This window comes from Heliorestis convoluta, from assembly GCF_009649955.1.
Taxonomy (GTDB): Bacteria; Bacillota; Desulfitobacteriia; order Heliobacteriales; family Heliobacteriaceae; genus Heliorestis; species Heliorestis convoluta.
Window position 1 is genome coordinate 1994651 of sequence record NZ_CP045875.1, and the last position, 20297, is coordinate 2014947.

Sequence of the window (20297 nt, forward strand, 5' to 3'; positions counted from 1 at the left end):
GTGATCATGGCCAATCGTATTTTGATTGTCGACGATGCTGCTTTCATGCGTATGATGATCAAAGATATTCTAACGAAAAATGGTTATGAAGTTGTTGGAGAAGCAGAGAATGGGGCAGTTGCCGTAGAAAAATGGAAAGAACTAAAACCAGATCTAACAACAATGGATATCACCATGCCAGAAATGGATGGTATTAATGCTGTTCGTGCCATTCGAAAAGTTGATCCTAGTGCTAGAATCATCATGTGCAGTGCCATGGGTCAGCAAGCAATGGTCATCGATGCCATTCAAGCTGGTGCCAAAGATTTTATTGTAAAACCCTTTCAGCCTGATAGAGTCTTAGAAGCTGTAAAAAAAGCAATTGGCTAATCGCAACAAATCATAGCTTGTACCTTTATTTGTACTCTAATTTTCTCTCCAGGTTAGGCGGGACATTTATGAATGTATATGGGCATTCTGGCCGCCGAATCGTCGGCGGCCTGGTATTTTTCTTCGTACTTCTCTTTGTACTCATAAACCCACTTAGCGCCTTGGCTAGTTCTGAGGTAGAAAGTGGGACCATGCAAGAACGGCTTTATCCATCGTCAATGACTTTTGAAGACCGTTCAGAAAGCATGCCAGGTACAGGAGAAGTTGTTTTTCGGCTGATTATCACTCTTTCCATATTAGCAATAGTCGCCGGGATAGTCCTGCGATATGTAAAAGGAACAAGAAAAGCTTTTTTACCAAAAGGAGAATGGCTTGCCGTACATGATCAAGTTTCATTAGGACCTAATAAGAATTTATATATCACAGAGATCGCTGGCAAATACGTCGTCCTTGCTGTAACAGATCAATCGATTCAGCCCATTATGGAAATTAACGATCCGAATAAAATTGAATCAATTCGTCGTTCCCTAGAAGAGCGACAAGAACCCAAAATTCCCAATCTTATCTCTGATATTCGCAACTTTGCTGCTAAAACAAAAAGAGAAGAAGAAAGCAAAAAGGAATTATCTTTTCATAGTGAAATGATAAGACAAATCAATCGATTGAATTCCCTACAGATGGGAGATGAAAGGCAGAATAACCATAAAGGCTCCAAAGAAGGAGAGAAGATGTAATGAAGTCCCTGTTCGGCAGAGGTGCCTTCTTCGCTTTGCCCTTATATTTGTTATTATTTCTATTCCTCTTGCCTACAGAAGGGCTGGCCAATCCTTTACCCATTCCAACGATTTCAATTGGAGTGGAAGGCACTGACGACCCTGTAGAAGTATCTAAAAGTCTACAAGTACTTTTTCTACTAACGATTCTTTCACTAGCACCAGCCATCTTGATTATGATGACATCGTTTACTCGCATCATTGTTGTTTTGAACTTTACTCGTACCGCACTGGCCACTCAAACAATGCCACCCAATCAAGTTTTGATTGGACTCGCCTTATTTCTAACCTTTTTTATCATGGCTCCAACGTGGTCTGCCATCAATGAAGAGGCATTACAGCCTTACATAGCTGGTGAGTTAACACAAGATGAAGCGCTAGAAAAAGCGCTTGACCCTCTTCGCGAATTTATGCTGAAACAAACAAGAGAAAAAGATCTGGCACTCTTTGTAAATATGGCAGAAATTGAACAACCAGAAACGTATCGAGATATACCGACGAGAGTTTTAATCCCTGCTTTTATATTGAGTGAATTGAAGACAGCATTTCAGATTGGTGCTATCATTTATCTACCTTTTATTGTGATAGATATGATCGTTGGCTCCGTGCTCATGTCGATGGGGATGATGATGTTACCCCCCATGATGATTTCATTACCTTTTAAAGTACTCGTCTTCGTTCTTGTTGACGGCTGGTATCTTATCGTACGCTCTCTTGTACTCAGTTTTCAATGAACCTTTTCCTATTGACACTCAATAGATCAAGGAAGGCTCAATTCGTTTTCAACAGGGGGAGGGAAGACCATGCCACAAGATGTTGTTATACAATTGGCTCGTGATGCCCTCGTGGCAGTATTGACGATTGGTACACCGATTTTGGCAGGAAGTCTTGTGATTGGACTGGCCATTAGCTTATTCCAGGCTACCACACAGATTCAAGAAGCAACGCTTGCATTTGTTCCCAAGATTATTGGCGTATTCCTCATTATTTTTATCTTAGGCCCTTGGTTGTTGCAAAGCATGCTTCAATATACAGGTCAGTTGCTTGGAGAGTTACATCTCTATACCTTTATACGATAAATTATTAACGAGAAAGGGATTATAACGCGTGGAAACAGTCATCCCCAATGTACTAGTTCACCTTGATGTGTTATTGATGATGATGACCAGGGTTGCTGGTATTCTGGTGATGGCGCCTATTTTCAACACGCCTGGTTTTAACAACATCGCTAAAATAGGACTAGCTTTTTTTGTTGCATTAACACTTTTTCTCGCTATGCCGGAAAGTAGATACCCAGAGGTACCGACTGATCTTTTTCACTTTACTGTTACCGTCGTTCAAGAAGTAGTTATAGGATTGTCCATTGGTTTTATCTTTCAATTAATGTTTGCAGCTATCATGACGGCCGGCCAGTTCATTGATTACCAATTGGGTTTTGGTATTATTAACGTGGCTGATCCGATGTGGGGAACGCAGGTTCCTATGACGGGTCTCTTTCTCCAAATGGTAGCGCTGTTTCTATTTGTTCTTTACGATGGCCATCTTCTTATTATTCAAGTGTTAGCCGATAGCTTCCGGCTTATTCCCGTAGGTTTAGGACCTTTTACTGGTGACATCGCAAGCAGTCTCGCGGCGTACATCGTTCATCTTTTTGTTAGTATATTTTTAATTGCTGTGCAGTTGGCCTTGCCAATTATAGGTGTTATCCTCACGACCGATATTGCTTTAGGCATTATGGCGCGAACGGTGCCGCAGCTTAACTTGTTTGTTATTGGTTTACCCTTAAAGATTGGTATTGGAATTTTCTTCCTATGGGTACTGATTCCTTTTTATATTGAAAGCTTAGGTCACCTTTTCTATATCTCCCTATCCCATGTAGAAGGCTTTTTATCTATTCTGGTTCGCTAATCAAAAGAAATTGATAAAGGATTGACCCATCGTGGTAAAATGGGACCTCCAATGGTTTGCGGGAGAGAAAACAGAAAAAGCAACGCCAAAAAAGAAACAAGATGCTCGTAAAAAAGGCCAAGTTGCGAAAAGTCAAGAAATCAACTCTGCTTTAATTTTGCTTGTCACTTTTATTACACTCTTTTTTCTCGGTCAATATACCATGGATGGAATTCAGCGACTTACTTCTCATATTCTCGGCGTTGTGACAGGCGTAACACTTACGCCCACAACAGTTCTCGCAATCGGGCTCGATGTTACGATCCTTTCCGCTCTGTTGGTAGCACCTTTCTTACTTGTAGCCATGGTTGCTGGAATAACGGCAAGTTATCTACAGGTAGGTTTTTTATTTTCTACGGAAGCCATCAAAGTAAAGTGGAATCGAATCAATCCTTTGTCAGGATTTAAAAGAATTTTTTCCAAAAGAGCTCTTGTTGAGCTATTAAAATCACTTTTGAAAGTAACCTTCGTGGGCTATGTAGTCTACATGGTAATCATGGAGAATCTATATATATTCCCTAAAATGATAGGAATGGATATAGCGACGGCCGTCTCAATTATGGCTAAGATTGGTTTTGATGTCGGTTGGCGTGTTGCTCTCTTACTAATTTTTGTAGCTGCCATTGATCTATGGTATCAGCGTTACTCTCATGAAGAGTCCATAAAAATGAGTAAACAAGAAGTTAAAGATGAACACAAACAAGCGGAAGGAGATCCGCAGATCCGTAGTAAAATTCGACAAAGAATGAGAGAAGCAGCCATGCGGCGCATGATGCAAGAGTTGCCACAAGCTGATGTGGTTATTACCAACCCTACGCATTTTGCGATAGCCTTAAAATATGATGGTACTTCTATGACAGCCCCTCGTGTCATTGCCAAAGGACAAGATTTTCTTGCTCAAAAAATAAAGGAAGTTGCCCAGGCACATGGAATACCAATGGTGGAAGATAAGCCTTTGGCGCAGACTCTTTATCGCACCGTTGACATTGGGCAGCAAGTGCCTGCGGAACTATTTCAGGCTGTGGCGGAAGTCTTTGCTTTTGTTTTCCGGTTGAAGCAGAAAAAAGCATAGAAATGTCTTTTTTCAGAAAGAGGCATGATAGGTAGCAACCATTATGGTGATGCACCGGGAAAGGAAGAGTTTAGATGGCCCAAATGGAGGCGCCAAACCAGTCTTTTCGATATTCAGATATAGTAGTTGCTGTTGCTGTTCTGACGACGGTCATTATGATGATCATCCCTCTAAGCCCTGTTATATTAGACATGCTCCTGATCTTTAACATCACTATAGCCATGCTTATCTTGTTATCAACCATGTTTATTAAAGGGACTTTAGAGATATCTGTATTTCCATCTTTACTATTGATAACAACACTTTTTCGACTGTCCTTGAACGTTTCTTCTACACGACTCGTTCTTCTCGACGGATATGCTGGACAGGTAATTGCCAAATTCGGCTCCTTTGTTCTAGCCGGTTCTGTTATTGTTGGCTTTATTATTTTCTTGATCCTTGTGGTGATTCAATTTATCGTTATCACCAAAGGATCAGAGAGGGTAGCCGAAGTAGCGGCACGCTTTACTTTGGACGCTATGCCAGGGAAACAGATGGCTATAGATGCAGATCTGAACGCAGGTTTGATTAACGAAAGTGATGCCAAGCAACGGCGTAAAGATATACAGAGAGAAGCAGACTTTTATGGTGCTATGGATGGTGCAACTAAGTTTGTAAAAGGCGACGCCATTGCAGGGATTGTTATCGTTATCGTCAATATTATTGGAGGATTTATTATTGGTGTCCTTCAAAGAGGCATGTCCATCGGTGAAGCAGCCAGTGTTTATACATTGCTTACAGTCGGTGATGGTCTTGTTACGCAAATTCCAGCCTTATTAATCTCAATCGCTACGGGTATCATTGTCACGAGAGCTGCTTCCGAAGGAAACTTAGGTCAAGATCTTACCTCTCAGCTTTTTCGCAGGCCGAAAGTTCTTTTTATTGCCGCAGGTTTACTCGCCTTGCTTGGTACCATTGGCTTGCCCCCTCTTCCTTTCTTCACCATCAGCATTCTACTAGCTATCCTAGGCTATCGCATGATGAAATCCGAGGAAAAAACAGCGGTCGCGGAAGTAGAGAAAGCACAAGAGGAAGAAATGGAAGAGATCAAAAAACCAGAAAATGTAATCTCTTTATTAAACGTAGATCCTTTAGAATTAGAAATGGGTTATGCTCTTATCCCTCTTGTAGATGCTCAACAAGGCGGCGATTTACTGGATCGAGTCATTATGATTAGAAGGCAATGTGCTTTAGAATTAGGTCTTGTTGTACCGCCAATTCGTTTGCGTGATAATATGCAACTAAAGCCGAATACATACTCGATCAAAATAAAAGGAGTCGAAGTAGCTAGTGGTGAATTATTGCTCGATCACTATCTGGCCATGTCACCGGGCTTTGAAGATGATACAATCTCAGGTATAGAAACCATCGAGCCTGCCTTCGGCTTGCCCGCCAAATGGATTACGACAGACATAAAAGATCAAGCAGAGCTAGCTGGATATACTGTTGTAGATCCACCGAGTGTGGTAGCGACTCATCTAACAGAAGTTATCAAATCACATGCCCATGAGATAATGGGTCGTCAAGATGTGCAGTCACTCGTTGACCATGTAAAACAAAGTCATCCCGCTGTCGTGGCAGAACTAATTCCTGATCTTATGACCATCGGTGAACTTCAAAAAGTACTCTCAGGATTATTAAAAGAGCGAGTGCCCATTCGAGATCTGGTCACAATTATGGAATCTCTGGCTGATCATGCTAGAATGACGAAAGACAACGATGTATTGATTGAATATGCACGACAATCCTTAGCTCGTCAAATTGTAAAAACCTATATCGTACCTGGAACGAATCAATTATCAGTGATCGCTTTAGATCCATCCTTAGAGAATCAGATCAGAGAATCGATTGAACAGACAGAACATGGTACCTATTTAGCCCTCGATCCAACACAAGCACAGAGAATCTTAAGCGCTTTGGTTAGCGAAGTGGAGCGAGTCTCTCAATTAGGATACCAACCAATCGTGCTTTGCGCACCCATTGTACGTCTATACTTTAAGCGTTTAACAGAAAGAGTTGTTCCGCAGCTAACAGTTTTATCTTATAACGAAGTTGGAACGAACTATGAAATCCAAACAATTGGGATGGTGAGCTAGTCTGTGCGTGTAAAACGTTTTGTTGCCAAAACGATGCAAGAAGCCATGAATAAGATGAAATCAGAAATGGGTCAAGATGCCGTAATTTTACACACTCGTAAAATTAAAGAAGGTGGCATCATGGGCTTCTTCGCCAAAGAAATGTTTGAAGTTACAGGCGCCATAGAGAATATTCCTGTTGGCGCAAAGAAAAAAGCGACAAACCCTCCAAAACTACAACCGGTCGTAGAAGAAGCCTTAGCAGCACTAGAAAATGACAAAACTGCGAGATCAGAAAGTTGGAAGGATTCCAAACTATTACTACCGCAAAAGTCAAACGATGATGGTGTAAAAAAAGAAATTAGCCAAATGAAAACCATGATGGGTGAAATTCTTCAGCGTCTGACAAGAGATAAAAATGAGTTACCGTCAGAATTTCAGCAGCTTCAAAAAGAGCTTGTTGATAATGAAGTAGATCCAAAGCTAGCCCAGAATATTATCACCGAAATATACCGAGAAGTCGGTGATACCTACAAAGATCAGGAGTTCCTTTTAAGACAAAGATTACACGATAAGATTAAGAAAATGTTAGGTACTGCAAAGCCATTCTTTACAGCTGATGGGAATCGCCAAGAAATTTTTATTCTGGTAGGACCAACTGGTGTAGGAAAAACGACAACGGTCGCAAAGCTTGCTGCTACATTTTCAATTGTTGATAAACGTAAAGTAGGCCTTATTACCGTTGATACTTACAGAATCGCAGCGGTAGAGCAACTAAAAACTTTTGGCGAGATAATTGGTGTACCTGTCGATGTTGTTTTTACACCTGATGCATTAGATGCGGCCATTTTACGTCATCGCGATAAAGATCTACTTTTAATTGATACAGCTGGAAGAAGTTATAAAAATGATGAGCAAATCGAAGAACTAAAAGGATTTGCTGATGCCTACCCCCACTCTAAAGTGATGCTTGTTTTATCTTTGGCAACCAAATATGCAGACTTAGAAAAAATCATCGAACGTTTTTCATTCTTAAATATTGATCGTTATCTCTTCACCAAATTAGATGAAACGAATCACTACGGATCGATTTTAAATATCTTGCATAAAACCAAGAAGCCTGTTTCATATGTTACAACAGGACAAAATGTTCCAGATGATATGGAAATCGCTGATACGAATAAACTTGCTAAACTAATTTGTGGAGAGACGGACCTATGAAAGATCAAGCAGAAAAACTACGTATCATGATGAACAACATGCGCCAACAAGTAGAATATGAGATAGAAGGAAAAGAAACCCCAACACGCATTATCTGTATTTCTAGCGGTAAAGGTGGCGTAGGGAAAAGCAACTTGACCCTAAACTTAGGATTGGCTCTCGTTGACTATGGCCAACGGGTATTGATTCTTGATGCTGATATGGGTATGGCTAACATTGATGTTATATTGGGAAAAGTACCTCCTTATAATCTCTATCATGTAATTAGAGGAGAGAAAAAGCTTTCAGAAGTAGTAACAACAGGACCTAAAGGAATTAGCTTAATATCAGGTGGATCTGGTATTGTAGAACTAGCCAATTTGGAAGCGCCTGATCTAGATCGATTCATTGAAGGACTCGCTGAATTAGATGGAACAGTAGATGTACTTTTAATTGATACAGGAGCAGGTATATCAAGAAATGTACTTTCTTACATATACGCTGCCGATGAATTAATTGTCTTAACAACGCCAGAGCCAACAGCGATTACGGACGCCTATGGTCTCATTAAATCTGTTGAAATGGTACAAAAAAAGATTCCCATATCACTTGTTATTAATAGAGTGGAGAATGAAAAAGAAGGCAATGCAGTTTCGCAAAAATTAGTTGTGGCCGTACGACAGTTTCTAAATAGAGATATTACTGTTATAGGTTATATTCCTGATGATCCTATCGTTTCTCGATCTGTAAAAAATCAAAAGCCTTTTTATCTCCAAAATGAAAATGCAGGCGCTTCCTTGGCCATTTCACGTTTAGCAGCTACGCTATGTAATGCACCTAGCAAAACAGAAACGCATGGTACCTTAACGCGCCTGTTTCACCGCATGAAAAGCTTTTTTAGATAAGTCGAGCGAAAAAGGGCAGGAAAAAAACTTAGTAACGTGGAAGATCTTTATATTCTGGTGAATAGTTTAATCTAACCCCATTTGGCCAGGAGTGATAACATGCCAGTTATTAAGGTATTGGTCGTTGATGACTCAGCCTTTATGCGTAAAATGATATCTGATATGATAACCTCTGAGCCCGGTATGACTGTTGTGGGAACAGCACGTAACGGTCAGGACGCATTACAAAAGCTTGAGCAGTTAGCACCAGATGTTGTAACTTTGGACATAGAAATGCCCATTCTCGATGGACTCTCCACTTTAGAAAGAATCATGAGTGACAAACCATTACCTGTGATAATGATCTCAAGTTTAACTCAAAAAGGTGCAGAAGCGACGATGCAAGCTTTACAAAAAGGTGCAGTTGACTTCGTACCTAAACCGTCAGGGACTATCTCACTGGATATTCATAAAGTGAAAGAAGAGCTTCTTGGCAAAATCAAAGTTGCTGCTGTTGCAAAAGTGCGTCCAAAATCTCTCCCTCACAAAAAAGCATTTGTGCCTTTCGGTTCTTCTTCCACAAAGCCAAAGATTTTTCCAATACCAGAAAAAGCTTATTCTTCAGAAGTACAGGAAGCAACAGTTTCTACAGAAAAAACAACGCAACATCAAGGTATATTAAATAAAATAGTCTTAATCGGCACTTCTACAGGTGGACCGAAAGCGCTCTATGAAGTGATCCCAAAGCTTCCTTTAACTTTAGATGCAGCTGTACTTGTTGTTCAGCATATGCCTCCCGGCTTTACCCGTTCGCTTGCAGAACGTCTTGACGCCAACTCACCTCTAAAAGTAAAAGAAGCCGAGCATAACGAGGAAATACGACCTGGTGTTGTCTACATAGCACCAGGAGACTACCATCTAAAGGTTCATCGAACAGAAAAACCAGGTTTCGGTAAACAACTATGGGTTCGTTTAACGCAAGAACTTCCTGCAAGCGGTCATCGACCTTCTGTAAACGTGATGATGTCATCAGTCGTTGAAAACTTTTGGTCTAAAATAGTTGGTGTAATCATGACTGGAATGGGCAGTGATGGCACAGAAGGTGTAAGAGGTATTAAAGAACGTCAAGGGAAAACGATTGCCGAAGATGCTTCCACCTGTATCGTCTATGGTATGCCAAAAGTAGCCATTGAATCAGGGAATATAGACAAAGTGGTTCCACTTACTGAAATGGCTGATGAGATTACAAAAGCCATTAGGGAACGCTAGATTGATAACTGTGGAGGTGTGGACAACATGGATATGTCCCAATACCTTGATATGTTTTTGGAAGAATCGCGTGAGCATCTTCAAGCTCTGAATCAAAAAATTTTAGAGCTTGAAGACAATCCCCACAACGTTTCTGTACTAGACGAGATATTTCGCTCTGCTCACACGCTTAAAGGCATGTCAGCAACAATGGGATTTGAAGGCATTGCAGAACTTACTCATGAGATGGAGAACGTACTATCTTATCTAAGAGGCACGCCAGAAGCAGTAACCACTGTTGTAATAGACTTGCTTTTTCGGTGCTTAGACTCTTTAGAGAGTATGGTAGATGCTATTGTTAGTGGCGATGATAGTAAAGGGAATGTAGAAGAGCTTGTTGCCTTATTGCGCCAAGCTGGCACAGGCGGATTGAAAAATGTAGTTCCAAGCATCAGAGAAAGAAAAGAAATAGAAGACAGTGACAAGAAAAAAAATACTAAGATAGAAGAGCAGGAGACTTTACTAGACTTCTTTAACATCAATCAATATGACTTAACAATTCTGAAAGAAGCAGACCGCAAACAAATGAATGCATTTCATCTTCAAATAGAACTAGATGCAGGATGTGTAATGAAAGCGGCTCGGGCTTTTATGGTTTTTCGCAACTTAGAAGAATCAGGAGAAATCATTAAGTCAGTTCCCACGGCACAAGAGCTAGAAGATGAAAAATTTGATAGAGATTTTGAGGTTGTCGTTGTAACACCTGATAGTAGAGAACAGGTCATAAAATTGCTTGAAAGTATTGCTGAAGTCAAAGTCAATTCTGTTTCAGAGATTAATATTGACGAAGTAAAAGCGAAAAAAGCAGTAGAAATATCATTGTCTCACGATGAAGCGACAGAAAATATTATCAGTTCAGAAGATCTCGTGCTTCAGAAAGATGACAAGGATGCGAAAAAAACATCAAAAGCAGTTCAAACAGGCAATGAAAATGCAAAAAGAACCAAAACAAACCCAACAGTTCGTGTAGATATAGAGAGACTGGATAATTTGATGAATCTAGTCGGAGAATTGGTCATCAGCAAAACAAGACTAGAGCAAATCTCAACAACAAGCAATCTGGCAGAATTGAACGAAACAATAGAACATATTGATCGCATCACCACAGATTTGCAAACAGTGGTGATGAAAGTGCGTATGGTTCCAATTGAGCAAGTGTTTAATAGATTTCCTCGCATGGTCCGTGACCTAGCTAAAGAATTGGGCAAAGAAATCAACTTAATTATTGAAGGCAAAGATACAGAGCTTGATCGTACCGTTATAGACGAAATTGGTGATCCTTTGGTGCACTTAATTCGTAATGCCATTGACCATGGAATAGAGCTACCAGAAGTTCGCCGTCAGAAAAACAAATCGATTGAAGCGGTTTTGCGCCTTGTAGCCAAGCATGAAGGCAACAATGTTGTTATAGAAGTGGAAGATGATGGTCAAGGTATTAATCCAGAAAAACTGAGAAATAAAGCAATCCAAAAAGGTCTCATTACAGCGAAAGAAGCAGAGCAACTGGATGATCAAGGAGCTGTTAACCTCATCTGGATGGCGGGCTTTACAACAGCTGAAAAAGTATCCGATGTTTCCGGTCGTGGTGTTGGTCTAGATGCAGTTAGAACAAAGATTGAATCATTAAGTGGTTCTGTAGAGATTGAGACCCAAGTTAACAAAGGAACCAAGTTTAAGATCCGATTGCCTTTAACCCTGGCTATTATTCAAGCACTGCTTGTAAATGTAGGCGATGAGATATACGCTATTCCATTAGGAGCCATTGACGAGACAACGAGCATTGAACAAGAGCATATTAAGAAAGTACAAAATCAAGAAGTCGTCTTATTACGAGGCCAAGTTCTTCCGCTAGTACGTCTTGATCAAGTCTTAGAAGTTCCCCGTGTAAATAGCCATACAGAGGAGCTCTATGTTGTAGTGGTACGCAAGGGAGAAAAGAAGGCTGGATTGATTGTTGATTCCTTAATTGGTCAGCAAGAAATTGTTATTAAATCACCTGGTAAATTACTTCAAGGCATCTGTGGCATAGCAGGTGCTGCAATTTTAGGCAATGGCCATGTTTCCTTAATTCTTGATGTAGGAACTCTCTTGTAAAGAGGTGACGATGATGGAAAAGGCAGACATTTATGATGAATCTCAACTGGTAGCCTTTATGTTAGATGGCGAGGAATATGCTGTTAATATTCACTATGTCCAAGAGATTAATCGCTTGCTGACAATAACACGGGTTCCCAAAGCACCTTTTTATGTTGAAGGGGTAATTAACTTAAGAGGAAACGTTGTGCCAGTCATCGACCTGCGCAAACGCTTTTCTCTACCTCCCCGAGAAACAACCGATAGAACTCGAATTATTATAGTTAAAGTAAAAGACATCACTGTAGGTGTTATCGTCGATGGCGTATCAGAAGTCATTAGCTTACCGAATGATAATATCGAACCACCACCAGGATTGCAAAGTTCTTTAGATCAAGACTATATTTATGGTGTTGGTAAGATTGAAGAACGTCTTTTAATTTTGATCAATATTGAAAAAATTTTAGCCATAGAAGCTTTAATCGAAAACGATTGAACATGGCACTGCTCGGAGTGAAGGGATGATGATGGCGTGCTGATAAAAGTGGGCATGGCCGATTTAAAAGTTTCAAAAGCACCTCAAAATCTAATGACCTCTGGCTTAGGTTCTTGTATAGGAATTTGTCTCTATGATGGTACAGCTCGAGTCGGAGGTCTAGCCCATATCATGCTCCCTGCATCAACGCAGGCCCGAAGCTCAGATAATAAAGCAAAGTTTGCAGATACAGCGATACCTTTTTTGATAGATGAGATGCGACGTCTAGGTGCCGTAAAAAGCCGCCTGGTAGCAAAAATTGCTGGGGGTGCACAAATGTTTGCTTTTCCCGGCTCTTCGGATGTAATGCGGATTGGGGAGCGAAATGCAGAAGCGGTTATTATACATCTAAGACGAGAAAATATACCTTTGCTGGCGAAAGAAACTGGTGGCAATTATGGTCGTACTATTGAACTAGATACAAGCACAGGAAAATTGCATATACGTACTATTGATCGTGGAGAAAAAGTGCTATAGGGGGAAATGTGGTGTTTACTGTCGCCATATGGTTCTCCGCTGGTATGGCTCTTTTTGTTGGTTTACTTACAGCAATTGTTGCTTTTGGAGCATCCATTGGTTGGACTACAATTCTAACTAGAAGTATGGTGGCAGCACTTGTAACGGGAGGATTAACTTTTGCCATAGCTTTTTACTTTGTGAAAATCCTAGAGAAGAATGATTTGGCAGAGCACACTATACCAGAGGACGTAGAAAAATCGAAAGGAAACAATCTTGATGTACAAATTCCTGCAGAAAAGCCTTTTGTTCCAGGTCAGATAGAGGCTGAACTAGAAGAACTGTTAGCAACAGATCCGGCCCGGGCAGCAGAAATCATCCGGAAGATGCAACTGGAGGAGTGAATAAACATGGGGGTACCTCAGGCCAGTTTACTCATCTGTGAAGGGGCGGTATAGGTGGTCGTAACAATGACGTTGTCTCCGACCAAAGAGGATCAGGCCAGGCTCTGGAAACAATACAAAGTAAGCAAAGACGATACAGCAAGAGAAGAGCTAATTTTACTGTATGCACCGCTCGTCAAATACGTAGCAGGAAGACTCTCTATGCTCTTGCCTCCGAATGTTGATAGAGATGATCTTACCAGCTATGGAATTTTTGGACTTATTGATGCAATCGAAAAGTTTGATCTTTCTCGAGGCCTCAAATTTGAGACTTATGCAATTGCTCGAATTCGAGGCTCCATATTAGACGGATTACGAGCAATGGATTGGGTACCTGCTTCTTTGCGGCAAAAAGCAAAAGAAGTGGAAAAAACAATGGCTTCTCTAGCGCATCAGTTGGGTCGAGAAGCAACTGATGAAGAAGTAGCACAAGCCATGGGCATAACAAGTAAAGATTATCAGAAAATCATACATGATCTAAAAGCAACGACTTTATTATCTTTAGATGAATACTGGCCATCTGACAGAGATAAGAGTGAAACAGTATCGCTAATTGAGACAATTGTAGATGAAAACGTTGAAGATCCTGGTATGTCAATAGAATTTCAAGAAATTAAAGAAATTTTGACGAAAGCTATTGATAGACTTTCAGATAAAGAACAGAAAGTAATAGCCCTCTACTATTACGAAGGCTTAACTTTAAAAGAAATTGGCGTTGTACTTCAATTATCAGAGTCTCGTATTTCACAAATCCACACAAAAGCTATATTACGACTTCGAGGACAACTGGCTCGGCAAAAGAAAAAAATATTTAACGTATAGGGAGTTGTGAAAATGACGGAAGAAAGAAAGGTGAAGTCTAGAGAAGAAAAAGAAGAAGAGCAAGTAGAGAGAAAAGACGGAGAGGCTCATGTAACTGTTTCACGAGATGAAATGGAAGCCTACTTAACGATAGTGCCACCAAAAGGCGGCGCGCCTGTTACACGAGAAATAGCAAAAAAAGCACTATTAGAAATGGGTATTCAATACGGTTTTATTGAAGAAGAAATAGATAGAGCTATTCTTGAAATGAATCCTATGGATAGTGTTTTAGTAGCAAAAGGCAAAGTAGCCACTCATGGGAAAGATGGAATCATAGAATATCGATTTAGCACTGATAACAGAATTCAGCCTGTAGAATTAGACAATGGTCGAGTAGACTTTTATAACCTAAATTTAATTAAGAATGTACAAGTTGGCGAAATATTGGCTGTAAAAATAGCACCTACAGCGGGAGAATCAGGAATGACTGTGAAAGGCAATGAACTAAAAGCCAAGCCTGGCAAAGATGTTCGAATTGCCTTTGGTAAAAACACACAACTGAGCCCTGACGAAATGATACTCACAGCTACATTGGCAGGCCATGTTCATGTGAACGGAGGTAAGATTAGTGTCGATCCCGTTTATGAGTTGAGAGGTGACGTTGACTTTGCATCAGGGAACCTAAACTTTTTAGGTACCGTTCTTGTTCGCGGCTCTATCACTTATGGTTTCTCCGTTCAATGTGAAGGAGACTTAGAAATAGGAGGTTCCATTGACGGGGGTTCTGTCACTGTTGGAGGCAACCTTACAGTACGTCAAGGTATACAAGGTCAACAACGCTCTATCATTGATGTGAAAGGCAATGTCTTATCGAAATTTATTCAGAATGCAACAATTAAAGCAGGTGGCGATGTAATGGTAGGAGAGGCCATCATGCATTCTTACATTGATGCAGGCACCAATCTTATGGTCGGTGGAAAAAAAGGACTCATTGTTGGTGGACAATGTAGAACCGGTCGAGAGATTGCTGCAAAAACTATAGGCTCTCTTCATGCTACAGTTACTGAATTAGAAGTAGGCGTTTGCCCAAGGGTTCGTCAAAAATACAGTGAAGCTATAAAAAAGCTCGAAGAAAACCGCTCTAATCTGGACAAAACACAAAAAGCAATCAAAGTTTTAAAAGACTGGGAAGCAAGACTCGGCTCATTGGCAGAAGATAAACGAATGTTACTATTGAGACTGACACGTACACAATTTCAACTACTAAAGACAATTAAAGATTTAGAAGCAGAAAGAGAAGTCTTAGAACTTCGTTTAGATGAAGGCAATCGAGGAAAAATTCGAGCAGCCAGTTGTATTTATCCAGGAGTGGCTATAAAAATAGGTCAATATACAACACGAATTCGTGATAAAATTGACTTTGCAACTGCTCTTGTTGAAGATGGGGAGCTGCATTTCAAACCTTATAACTACTAGACAGGTATTAACTTTTTTATTCTACAATGTTAGGAGTGTAAGGTTATGACCGTTCGTTCTGTAGATATGCAGGTTATGCTTCCGAAAGTTTCTCACGTAGGAAAGCAACAAAGTGTACAACAACAAGCACCTCAAAATCAACAAGACTGGATGGGACAACAGGCACAACAAAATGCAGAAGCCAATCAAAAAAAAGTTCTACAAACACCCCAATCAGAAGATGCAAAAATAGACGCACAAAGAGAGGGTAATCAATCCAAAGAGGAACAAAAGAAAAAGCAAAAAAACAAATCAGAATCCAAGGATAGTAAGAAAGAGACATCCAATGATCCTCATAGTGGAAGACACTTCGATATTCGAGTATAAATTCAGTGGGAGGTTGAAGTGTGGATATTGGTCTAGCACTTGCTGTTACAGGCACATTGCTGATGGCCGCTGGAATCCTCTTAATTTCAAAGCAGCAGCAAAAAAAAGAAGCAGCGCTATTAGAAGCAGAAGAGATCGAGAAAAAACTCGTAGAAGTAAAGTTGGTTGAGCGAGATCTACAAGAATTGCTGAAAGTAGCAACAATGCATAGTGAAGATATTGTGAACAAGATTCAACATGAAGTTGCCCAAGCGAAAGAAACCTTGTCAAATATAGAGGAAGATAAAAAAGGAAAAGATATCAAAAGTCTTACTCCTAATGAAACCATTACTTCGGCTTTGATGGAGAATGCAGCAACGGCTTCTTACTATCAGAAAGAGTCGATAGTGCAACGAAAAAGGAAAAATACCCCTAAAGACAGGGTTAAAGAGAAAAATTTATATCTGCAAGCAGAAGTATATATTCAGTCTTTAAATAAAGGCAAACCCCAGTCATGGAGTAAAGCAGAGCGTTATGCACAGATTCCACCTTTACAAAAGATCGGGATCAAAGACAGTGAGATTGCCCAGCTTCTCCATATCGGTCTAGGAGAACTTCAATTGATCAACCAGTTGAGTAGGAGGGCATGAATCATTGGGCAGCAACCATCTATCTGATCACAGAACCTTCTCTGCCAATCGTTCAAGAGGAGCGATCGACGGGAAGGTTCTCTTTGTTGTAGGCGTGCTCCTATTTTCTGTAGGCATCTCGACGTACTATTTAGGAGGAGACGAAAAAGATCGTAATGAGCAAGGTATAGAGCCTCTCGCCATTCATGAGAAAGAAAAAGATGATTTTCATAAGACCTACAACAATGAAAAAGTTGCAATAGAGATAGCAGAAGAAAAGATAGTGGTAAATGAAGAGAATCTTTTAGAGGAAGTAAACAGGGAATACAAAGATTTTACCGTTTATTGGGGAGAAACATCTACAAGAGTGGCAAGAAGGCTAGAAAATGCTGGGATCATAGATGATAGAATGCGTTTTAACAACTATATGATTACCCAAAACTATGTTCGACGCATACAGACAGGAACCTATCAGTTTTACTATGGCATGACAGACGAAGAAATTGCATCTTTCTTGCTCACCGGACCTGAAAAATAGACATTTTTCTTGCCAACCCTTCTTAACTATGATAAAATTCATTTTGGTGTGATTACACACGGTTGACCGATTATCTCGTCTGGTTCCCTTGAGAAAGCCAAGGGTGGCGAGAGTGAATGAAGCAACCGGAGGAAGAAAAACCTGGAAGGAGGTGGAGTTGTGGCGGTTATCTCCATGAAGCAATTATTAGAAGCTGGTGTTCATTTTGGACATCAGACACGACGCTGGAACCCTAAGATGGCCCCCTACATCTTCACTGAGCGTAACGGAATTTACATTATTGATCTACAGAAGACGGTACGCAAAGTAGACGACGCTTATAACTTTATTCGTGAAGTGGCGGCACAGGGCAAAAAGATTCTTTTTGTTGGTACGAAGAAGCAAGCACAAGACTCTGTAAAAGAAGAAGCAGAACGTTGTGGCATGTATTTCATCAACCAGCGCTGGCTTGGTGGTATGTTGACAAACTTCCAAACGATTCAAAAGCGCATTGCACGTTTGCGTGAGCTAGAGAAGATGGAAGAAGACGGCACCATGCAATTGTTGCCCAAAAAAGAAGTCTCTCAATTGATACACGAAAAAGAGAAGCTTGAGCGCTTCCTTGGCGGTATTAAAGATATGAAGGAACTTCCTGGCGCTATCTTTATCATTGATCCTCGTAAAGAGCGTATTGCTGTAGCCGAGGCTCGTCGCTTAGGAATTCCACTCGTTGGCATTGTAGATACAAACTGCGATCCCGATGAGATTGATTACGTCATTCCTGGTAATGACGATGCTATCAGAGCAGTAAAGCTGTTAACAGCAAAAATGGCTGATGCTGTTCTTGAAGGCAACCAAGGACAATCGGAAGCCCAATAAGTGAAAGGGGTGACCGGGGTAAACCCCAGGGTCACCCTTTTTTGCTAGATTATTCTCTTATAACGAAGGGAATACTAACTGAGTGAGCGAAATCGTAGGGAGGAATCGTTTGTGGTTACAGCAGCCATGGTGAAAGAATTACGCGAGCGCACGGGCGCAGGTATGATGGACTGTAAAAAAGCACTGGCAGAGACAAAAGGCGATTTAGAAAAAGCCGTTGATTTACTTCGTGAAAAAGGCTTAGCCGCAGCAGCAAAAAAATCAAGCCGTATTGCAGCAGAAGGCCGCGTAGAGTCTTATATTCATGGTGATGGACGTATTGGTGTACTGATTGAAGTTAACTGTGAGACTGACTTTGTGGCAAAAACAGATGACTATCGCAGCCTATGTCGTGATTTGGCTATGCAAGTAGCAGCTGTTAAGCCTGAATATGTTAGACGAGAAGAAGTTCCAGCTGCTAATATTGAGAGAGAGAAAGAAGTACTTCGTTCACAAGCTCTCAACGAAGGCAAGCCTGCACATATTGTCGACAAAATGGTTGATGGTCGAATTGACAAGTATTATAAAGAAATCTGCCTAATGGAACAAAGCTTTATCAAAAATCCCGATCAGACTGTAGAAGAGATGATCAAAGAAGCAATTGCTCGTATTGGTGAGAACATCAATATTCGACGCTTTGTTCGCTTTGAATTGGGAGAAGGCTTAGAAAAGCGGCAAGATGACTTTGCAGCTGAAGTAATGGCTGAAATGAACAAGTAAATGCTGTTATAAGGCCTGGCTAGACCAAAAAAGGGGACACAAAATCGTGTTCTCCTTTTTTATAATAAAAGGATTTTCCAAGCTTCTGTAGAAAAGGGAATAGAGTACAAAGGAGGTAACACTCCGTTGCAAATCAAATATAAGAGAGTCATCTTAAAACTAAGCGGAGAGGCCTTAGCAGGCGATCAGGGCTATGGAATAAATCCTGATGTAGTTAATTCTATAGCAGACCAGATTGGTGAAGTTAAAAGCTGTGGCGTAGAAGTAGCCGTTGTTGTCGGTGGTGGTAATATTTGGCGAGGTGTGGCTGGTTCGGCAAAAGGCATGGATCGAGCAACAGCGGACTATATGGGTATGTTAGCCACTATCATGAATTCTCTGGCAATACAAGATGCCTTAGAGAAAAGAGATGTTGACACTCGTGTTCAAACAGCAATTGAGATGAGACAAGTGGCTGAACCCTATATAAGGCGTCGTGCCATTCGTCATCTTGAAAAAGGTCGAGTCGTTATTTTTGCAGCTGGCACAGGCAATCCCTATTTTTCCACGGATACAACAGCAGCCTTACGAGCGGCAGAGATTGAAGCAGATGTTATACTTATGGCGAAGCGTGGCGTTGATGGCATCTATGACTCCGATCCAAGAAGAAACCCCAATGCGCAGAAAATTGAAGAATTGTCTTATATAGACGTACTCAATCGTGGCTTAGGTGTTATGGATTCTACGGCCACATCATTATGTATGGACAATCATATTCCTTTAATCGTTTTTGGCCTTGATAGGCCTGGAAATATAAAGCGAGCGATTGAAGGAGAAAAGATTGGTACGATTGTAAGGAGGAACGACCTATGATCGCTGGCATCAAGAAGGCAACAGAAGATAAGATGAAAAAGTCCTTAGATGCCCTTCGTAAAGAATACCAAAGTATACGTACAGGTCGAGCAAACCCAGCTTTACTTGACAAAGTTCTTGTCGATTACTATGGTACACCAACGCCTGTTAATCAAGTAGGCAATATCTCTGCACCAGAGCCTCGCTTGCTAGTCATACAACCATGGAGTAAAAGCGATCTGGCTGCAATCGAAAAAGCAATTCTTAAGTCTGATCTCGGTTTAACGCCTTCTAACGATGGTCAGGTAATTCGGTTGGCCATTCCAGCTCTAACACAAGAGCGAAGAGCAGATTTGGTTAAAACGACGAAGAAAAGAGCGGAAGAATATCGCGTCATTATGCGTAATTTCCGACGAGACGCTAATGAAGAAATTAAAGCTCTTCTTAAAGAGAACAGCATATCGGAAGATGAGTCCAAAAGAGGTCAAGAAGAGATTCAAAAGCTAACAGACAAATACATTAAAGAAGTAGATGCCACAGCAGAAAGAAAAGAAGAGGAGATCATGGAGATTTGATCCTTCTGACAGAAGAAGAAACTAAAAAGGCTGTAGGGCTCAACCTTAAGGCAATTCAAAAGCAATATGAAGATCTGGGTTTTTCTGTAGAGAGTCGTCTAACTGGTAAAGTGTTAAGAACAGAAGCAGCCCAACCCATACCTCGCGTCTTGCAAGTACAGGTCAAAGAATCTCAACAGATCGAACTCCTCTATGCTTTTTTTCAAAGATAAACATTAGGTAAAAAACATGACCCCCTCGGGGCTCCGAGGGGGTTTCCATCTTTTTTTGTTATAATTATAAAAACGATCTTTTATGGTAAAAACTAGAAG

The 20297-nt window shown here is 40.7% G+C and carries 24 protein-coding genes; all 24 read left to right on the plus strand.

Features of this window, described 5'->3' with window-relative positions; translation table 11 throughout:
* The first annotated feature begins 6 nt into the window (after positions 1 to 6).
* The 24 genes from FTV88_RS09570 (at position 7) to FTV88_RS09685 (ending at position 20198) form a co-directional block, all read left to right on the plus strand.
* Positions 7 to 369 carry a response regulator gene (locus FTV88_RS09570; RefSeq protein WP_153725423.1) on the plus strand — a complete coding sequence of 121 codons (363 nt, stop codon included), beginning with the start codon at positions 7 to 9 and terminating at the stop codon, positions 367 to 369.
* A 68-nt stretch (positions 370 to 437) separates the two neighbouring features.
* A complete protein-coding gene (locus FTV88_RS09575; RefSeq protein WP_153725424.1) occupies positions 438 to 1103 on the plus strand; it encodes a flagellar biosynthetic protein FliO in 666 nt (221 codons plus the stop codon).
* Positions 1103 to 1876, plus strand: coding sequence for a flagellar type III secretion system pore protein FliP (fliP, locus tag FTV88_RS09580; RefSeq protein ID WP_153725425.1), 774 nt, complete (start codon positions 1103 to 1105; stop codon positions 1874 to 1876). The genes FTV88_RS09575 and fliP overlap by 1 nt, the downstream gene beginning before the upstream one ends.
* A 69-nt stretch (positions 1877 to 1945) precedes the next feature.
* Positions 1946 to 2221 carry a flagellar biosynthesis protein FliQ gene (gene fliQ / locus FTV88_RS09585; protein ID WP_153725426.1) on the plus strand — a complete coding sequence of 92 codons (276 nt, stop codon included), beginning with the start codon at positions 1946 to 1948 and terminating at the stop codon, positions 2219 to 2221.
* 28 nt (positions 2222 to 2249) lie between these two features.
* On the plus strand, positions 2250 to 3050 hold the full coding sequence (fliR, locus tag FTV88_RS09590) for a flagellar biosynthetic protein FliR (RefSeq protein ID WP_153725427.1): 801 nt from the start codon (positions 2250 to 2252) through the stop codon (positions 3048 to 3050).
* Between the two features lie 31 nt (positions 3051 to 3081).
* Positions 3082 to 4161, plus strand: a complete 1080-nt coding sequence (gene flhB, locus FTV88_RS09595; RefSeq protein ID WP_243137080.1) for a flagellar biosynthesis protein FlhB — start codon at positions 3082 to 3084, stop codon at positions 4159 to 4161.
* Between the two features lie 74 nt (positions 4162 to 4235).
* A complete protein-coding gene (gene flhA / locus FTV88_RS09600; RefSeq protein WP_153725429.1) occupies positions 4236 to 6296 on the plus strand; it encodes a flagellar biosynthesis protein FlhA in 2061 nt (686 codons plus the stop codon).
* A gap of 3 nt (positions 6297 to 6299) precedes the next feature.
* Positions 6300 to 7496 (plus strand): flagellar biosynthesis GTPase FlhF, encoded by a 1197-nt coding sequence (gene flhF, locus FTV88_RS09605; protein ID WP_153725430.1) that lies wholly within the window; start codon positions 6300 to 6302, stop codon positions 7494 to 7496.
* On the plus strand, positions 7493 to 8380 hold the full coding sequence (locus FTV88_RS09610) for a MinD/ParA family protein (protein WP_153725431.1): 888 nt from the start codon (positions 7493 to 7495) through the stop codon (positions 8378 to 8380). The genes flhF and FTV88_RS09610 overlap by 4 nt, the downstream gene beginning before the upstream one ends.
* 99 nt (positions 8381 to 8479) lie before the next feature.
* Positions 8480 to 9628 carry a protein-glutamate methylesterase/protein-glutamine glutaminase gene (locus FTV88_RS09615; protein WP_153725432.1) on the plus strand — a complete coding sequence of 383 codons (1149 nt, stop codon included), beginning with the start codon at positions 8480 to 8482 and terminating at the stop codon, positions 9626 to 9628.
* Between the two features lie 27 nt (positions 9629 to 9655).
* Positions 9656 to 11761, plus strand: a complete 2106-nt coding sequence (locus FTV88_RS09620; protein WP_153725433.1) for a chemotaxis protein CheA — start codon at positions 9656 to 9658, stop codon at positions 11759 to 11761.
* Between the two features lie 13 nt (positions 11762 to 11774).
* Positions 11775 to 12236 carry a chemotaxis protein CheW gene (locus FTV88_RS09625; RefSeq protein ID WP_153726602.1) on the plus strand — a complete coding sequence of 154 codons (462 nt, stop codon included), beginning with the start codon at positions 11775 to 11777 and terminating at the stop codon, positions 12234 to 12236.
* 54 nt (positions 12237 to 12290) lie between these two features.
* The gene (locus tag FTV88_RS09630; RefSeq protein ID WP_153726603.1) at positions 12291 to 12752 is read left to right on the plus strand and encodes a chemotaxis protein CheD; all 462 of its coding nucleotides are present in this window, start codon (positions 12291 to 12293) and stop codon (positions 12750 to 12752) included.
* Positions 12753 to 12763: 11 nt separating this feature from the next.
* The gene (locus FTV88_RS09635; protein WP_153725434.1) at positions 12764 to 13135 is read left to right on the plus strand and encodes a hypothetical protein; all 372 of its coding nucleotides are present in this window, start codon (positions 12764 to 12766) and stop codon (positions 13133 to 13135) included.
* Between the two features lie 66 nt (positions 13136 to 13201).
* A complete protein-coding gene (gene whiG, locus FTV88_RS09640; RefSeq protein WP_153725435.1) occupies positions 13202 to 13996 on the plus strand; it encodes an RNA polymerase sigma factor WhiG in 795 nt (264 codons plus the stop codon).
* 12 nt (positions 13997 to 14008) lie between these two features.
* Complete coding sequence (locus tag FTV88_RS09645; RefSeq protein ID WP_153725436.1) at positions 14009 to 15451, plus strand: flagellar assembly protein A; 1443 nt, start codon at positions 14009 to 14011, stop codon at positions 15449 to 15451.
* A gap of 45 nt (positions 15452 to 15496) precedes the next feature.
* Positions 15497 to 15817, plus strand: a complete 321-nt coding sequence (locus FTV88_RS09650; protein ID WP_153725437.1) for a hypothetical protein — start codon at positions 15497 to 15499, stop codon at positions 15815 to 15817.
* A 20-nt stretch (positions 15818 to 15837) separates the two neighbouring features.
* Positions 15838 to 16446 carry a hypothetical protein gene (locus tag FTV88_RS09655; protein ID WP_153725438.1) on the plus strand — a complete coding sequence of 203 codons (609 nt, stop codon included), beginning with the start codon at positions 15838 to 15840 and terminating at the stop codon, positions 16444 to 16446.
* Between the two features lie 4 nt (positions 16447 to 16450).
* Complete coding sequence (locus FTV88_RS09660) at positions 16451 to 16963, plus strand: MltG/YceG/YrrL family protein (protein WP_153725439.1); 513 nt, start codon at positions 16451 to 16453, stop codon at positions 16961 to 16963.
* A gap of 159 nt (positions 16964 to 17122) precedes the next feature.
* Positions 17123 to 17821, plus strand: a complete 699-nt coding sequence (gene rpsB, locus FTV88_RS09665) for a 30S ribosomal protein S2 (protein WP_153725440.1) — start codon at positions 17123 to 17125, stop codon at positions 17819 to 17821.
* Between the two features lie 126 nt (positions 17822 to 17947).
* Positions 17948 to 18580: a translation elongation factor Ts gene (tsf, locus tag FTV88_RS09670; protein ID WP_153726604.1), complete on the plus strand. Its 633-nt coding sequence runs from the start codon at positions 17948 to 17950 to the stop codon at positions 18578 to 18580.
* Positions 18581 to 18706: 126 nt separating this feature from the next.
* A complete protein-coding gene (gene pyrH, locus FTV88_RS09675) occupies positions 18707 to 19432 on the plus strand; it encodes a UMP kinase (RefSeq protein WP_153725441.1) in 726 nt (241 codons plus the stop codon).
* Positions 19429 to 19986 carry a ribosome recycling factor gene (gene frr / locus FTV88_RS09680; protein WP_153725442.1) on the plus strand — a complete coding sequence of 186 codons (558 nt, stop codon included), beginning with the start codon at positions 19429 to 19431 and terminating at the stop codon, positions 19984 to 19986. Before pyrH ends, frr begins: the two co-directional genes overlap by 4 nt.
* Complete coding sequence (locus FTV88_RS09685) at positions 19983 to 20198, plus strand: hypothetical protein (protein WP_153725443.1); 216 nt, start codon at positions 19983 to 19985, stop codon at positions 20196 to 20198. The genes frr and FTV88_RS09685 overlap by 4 nt, the downstream gene beginning before the upstream one ends.
* Positions 20199 to 20297 lie beyond the last annotated feature (99 nt).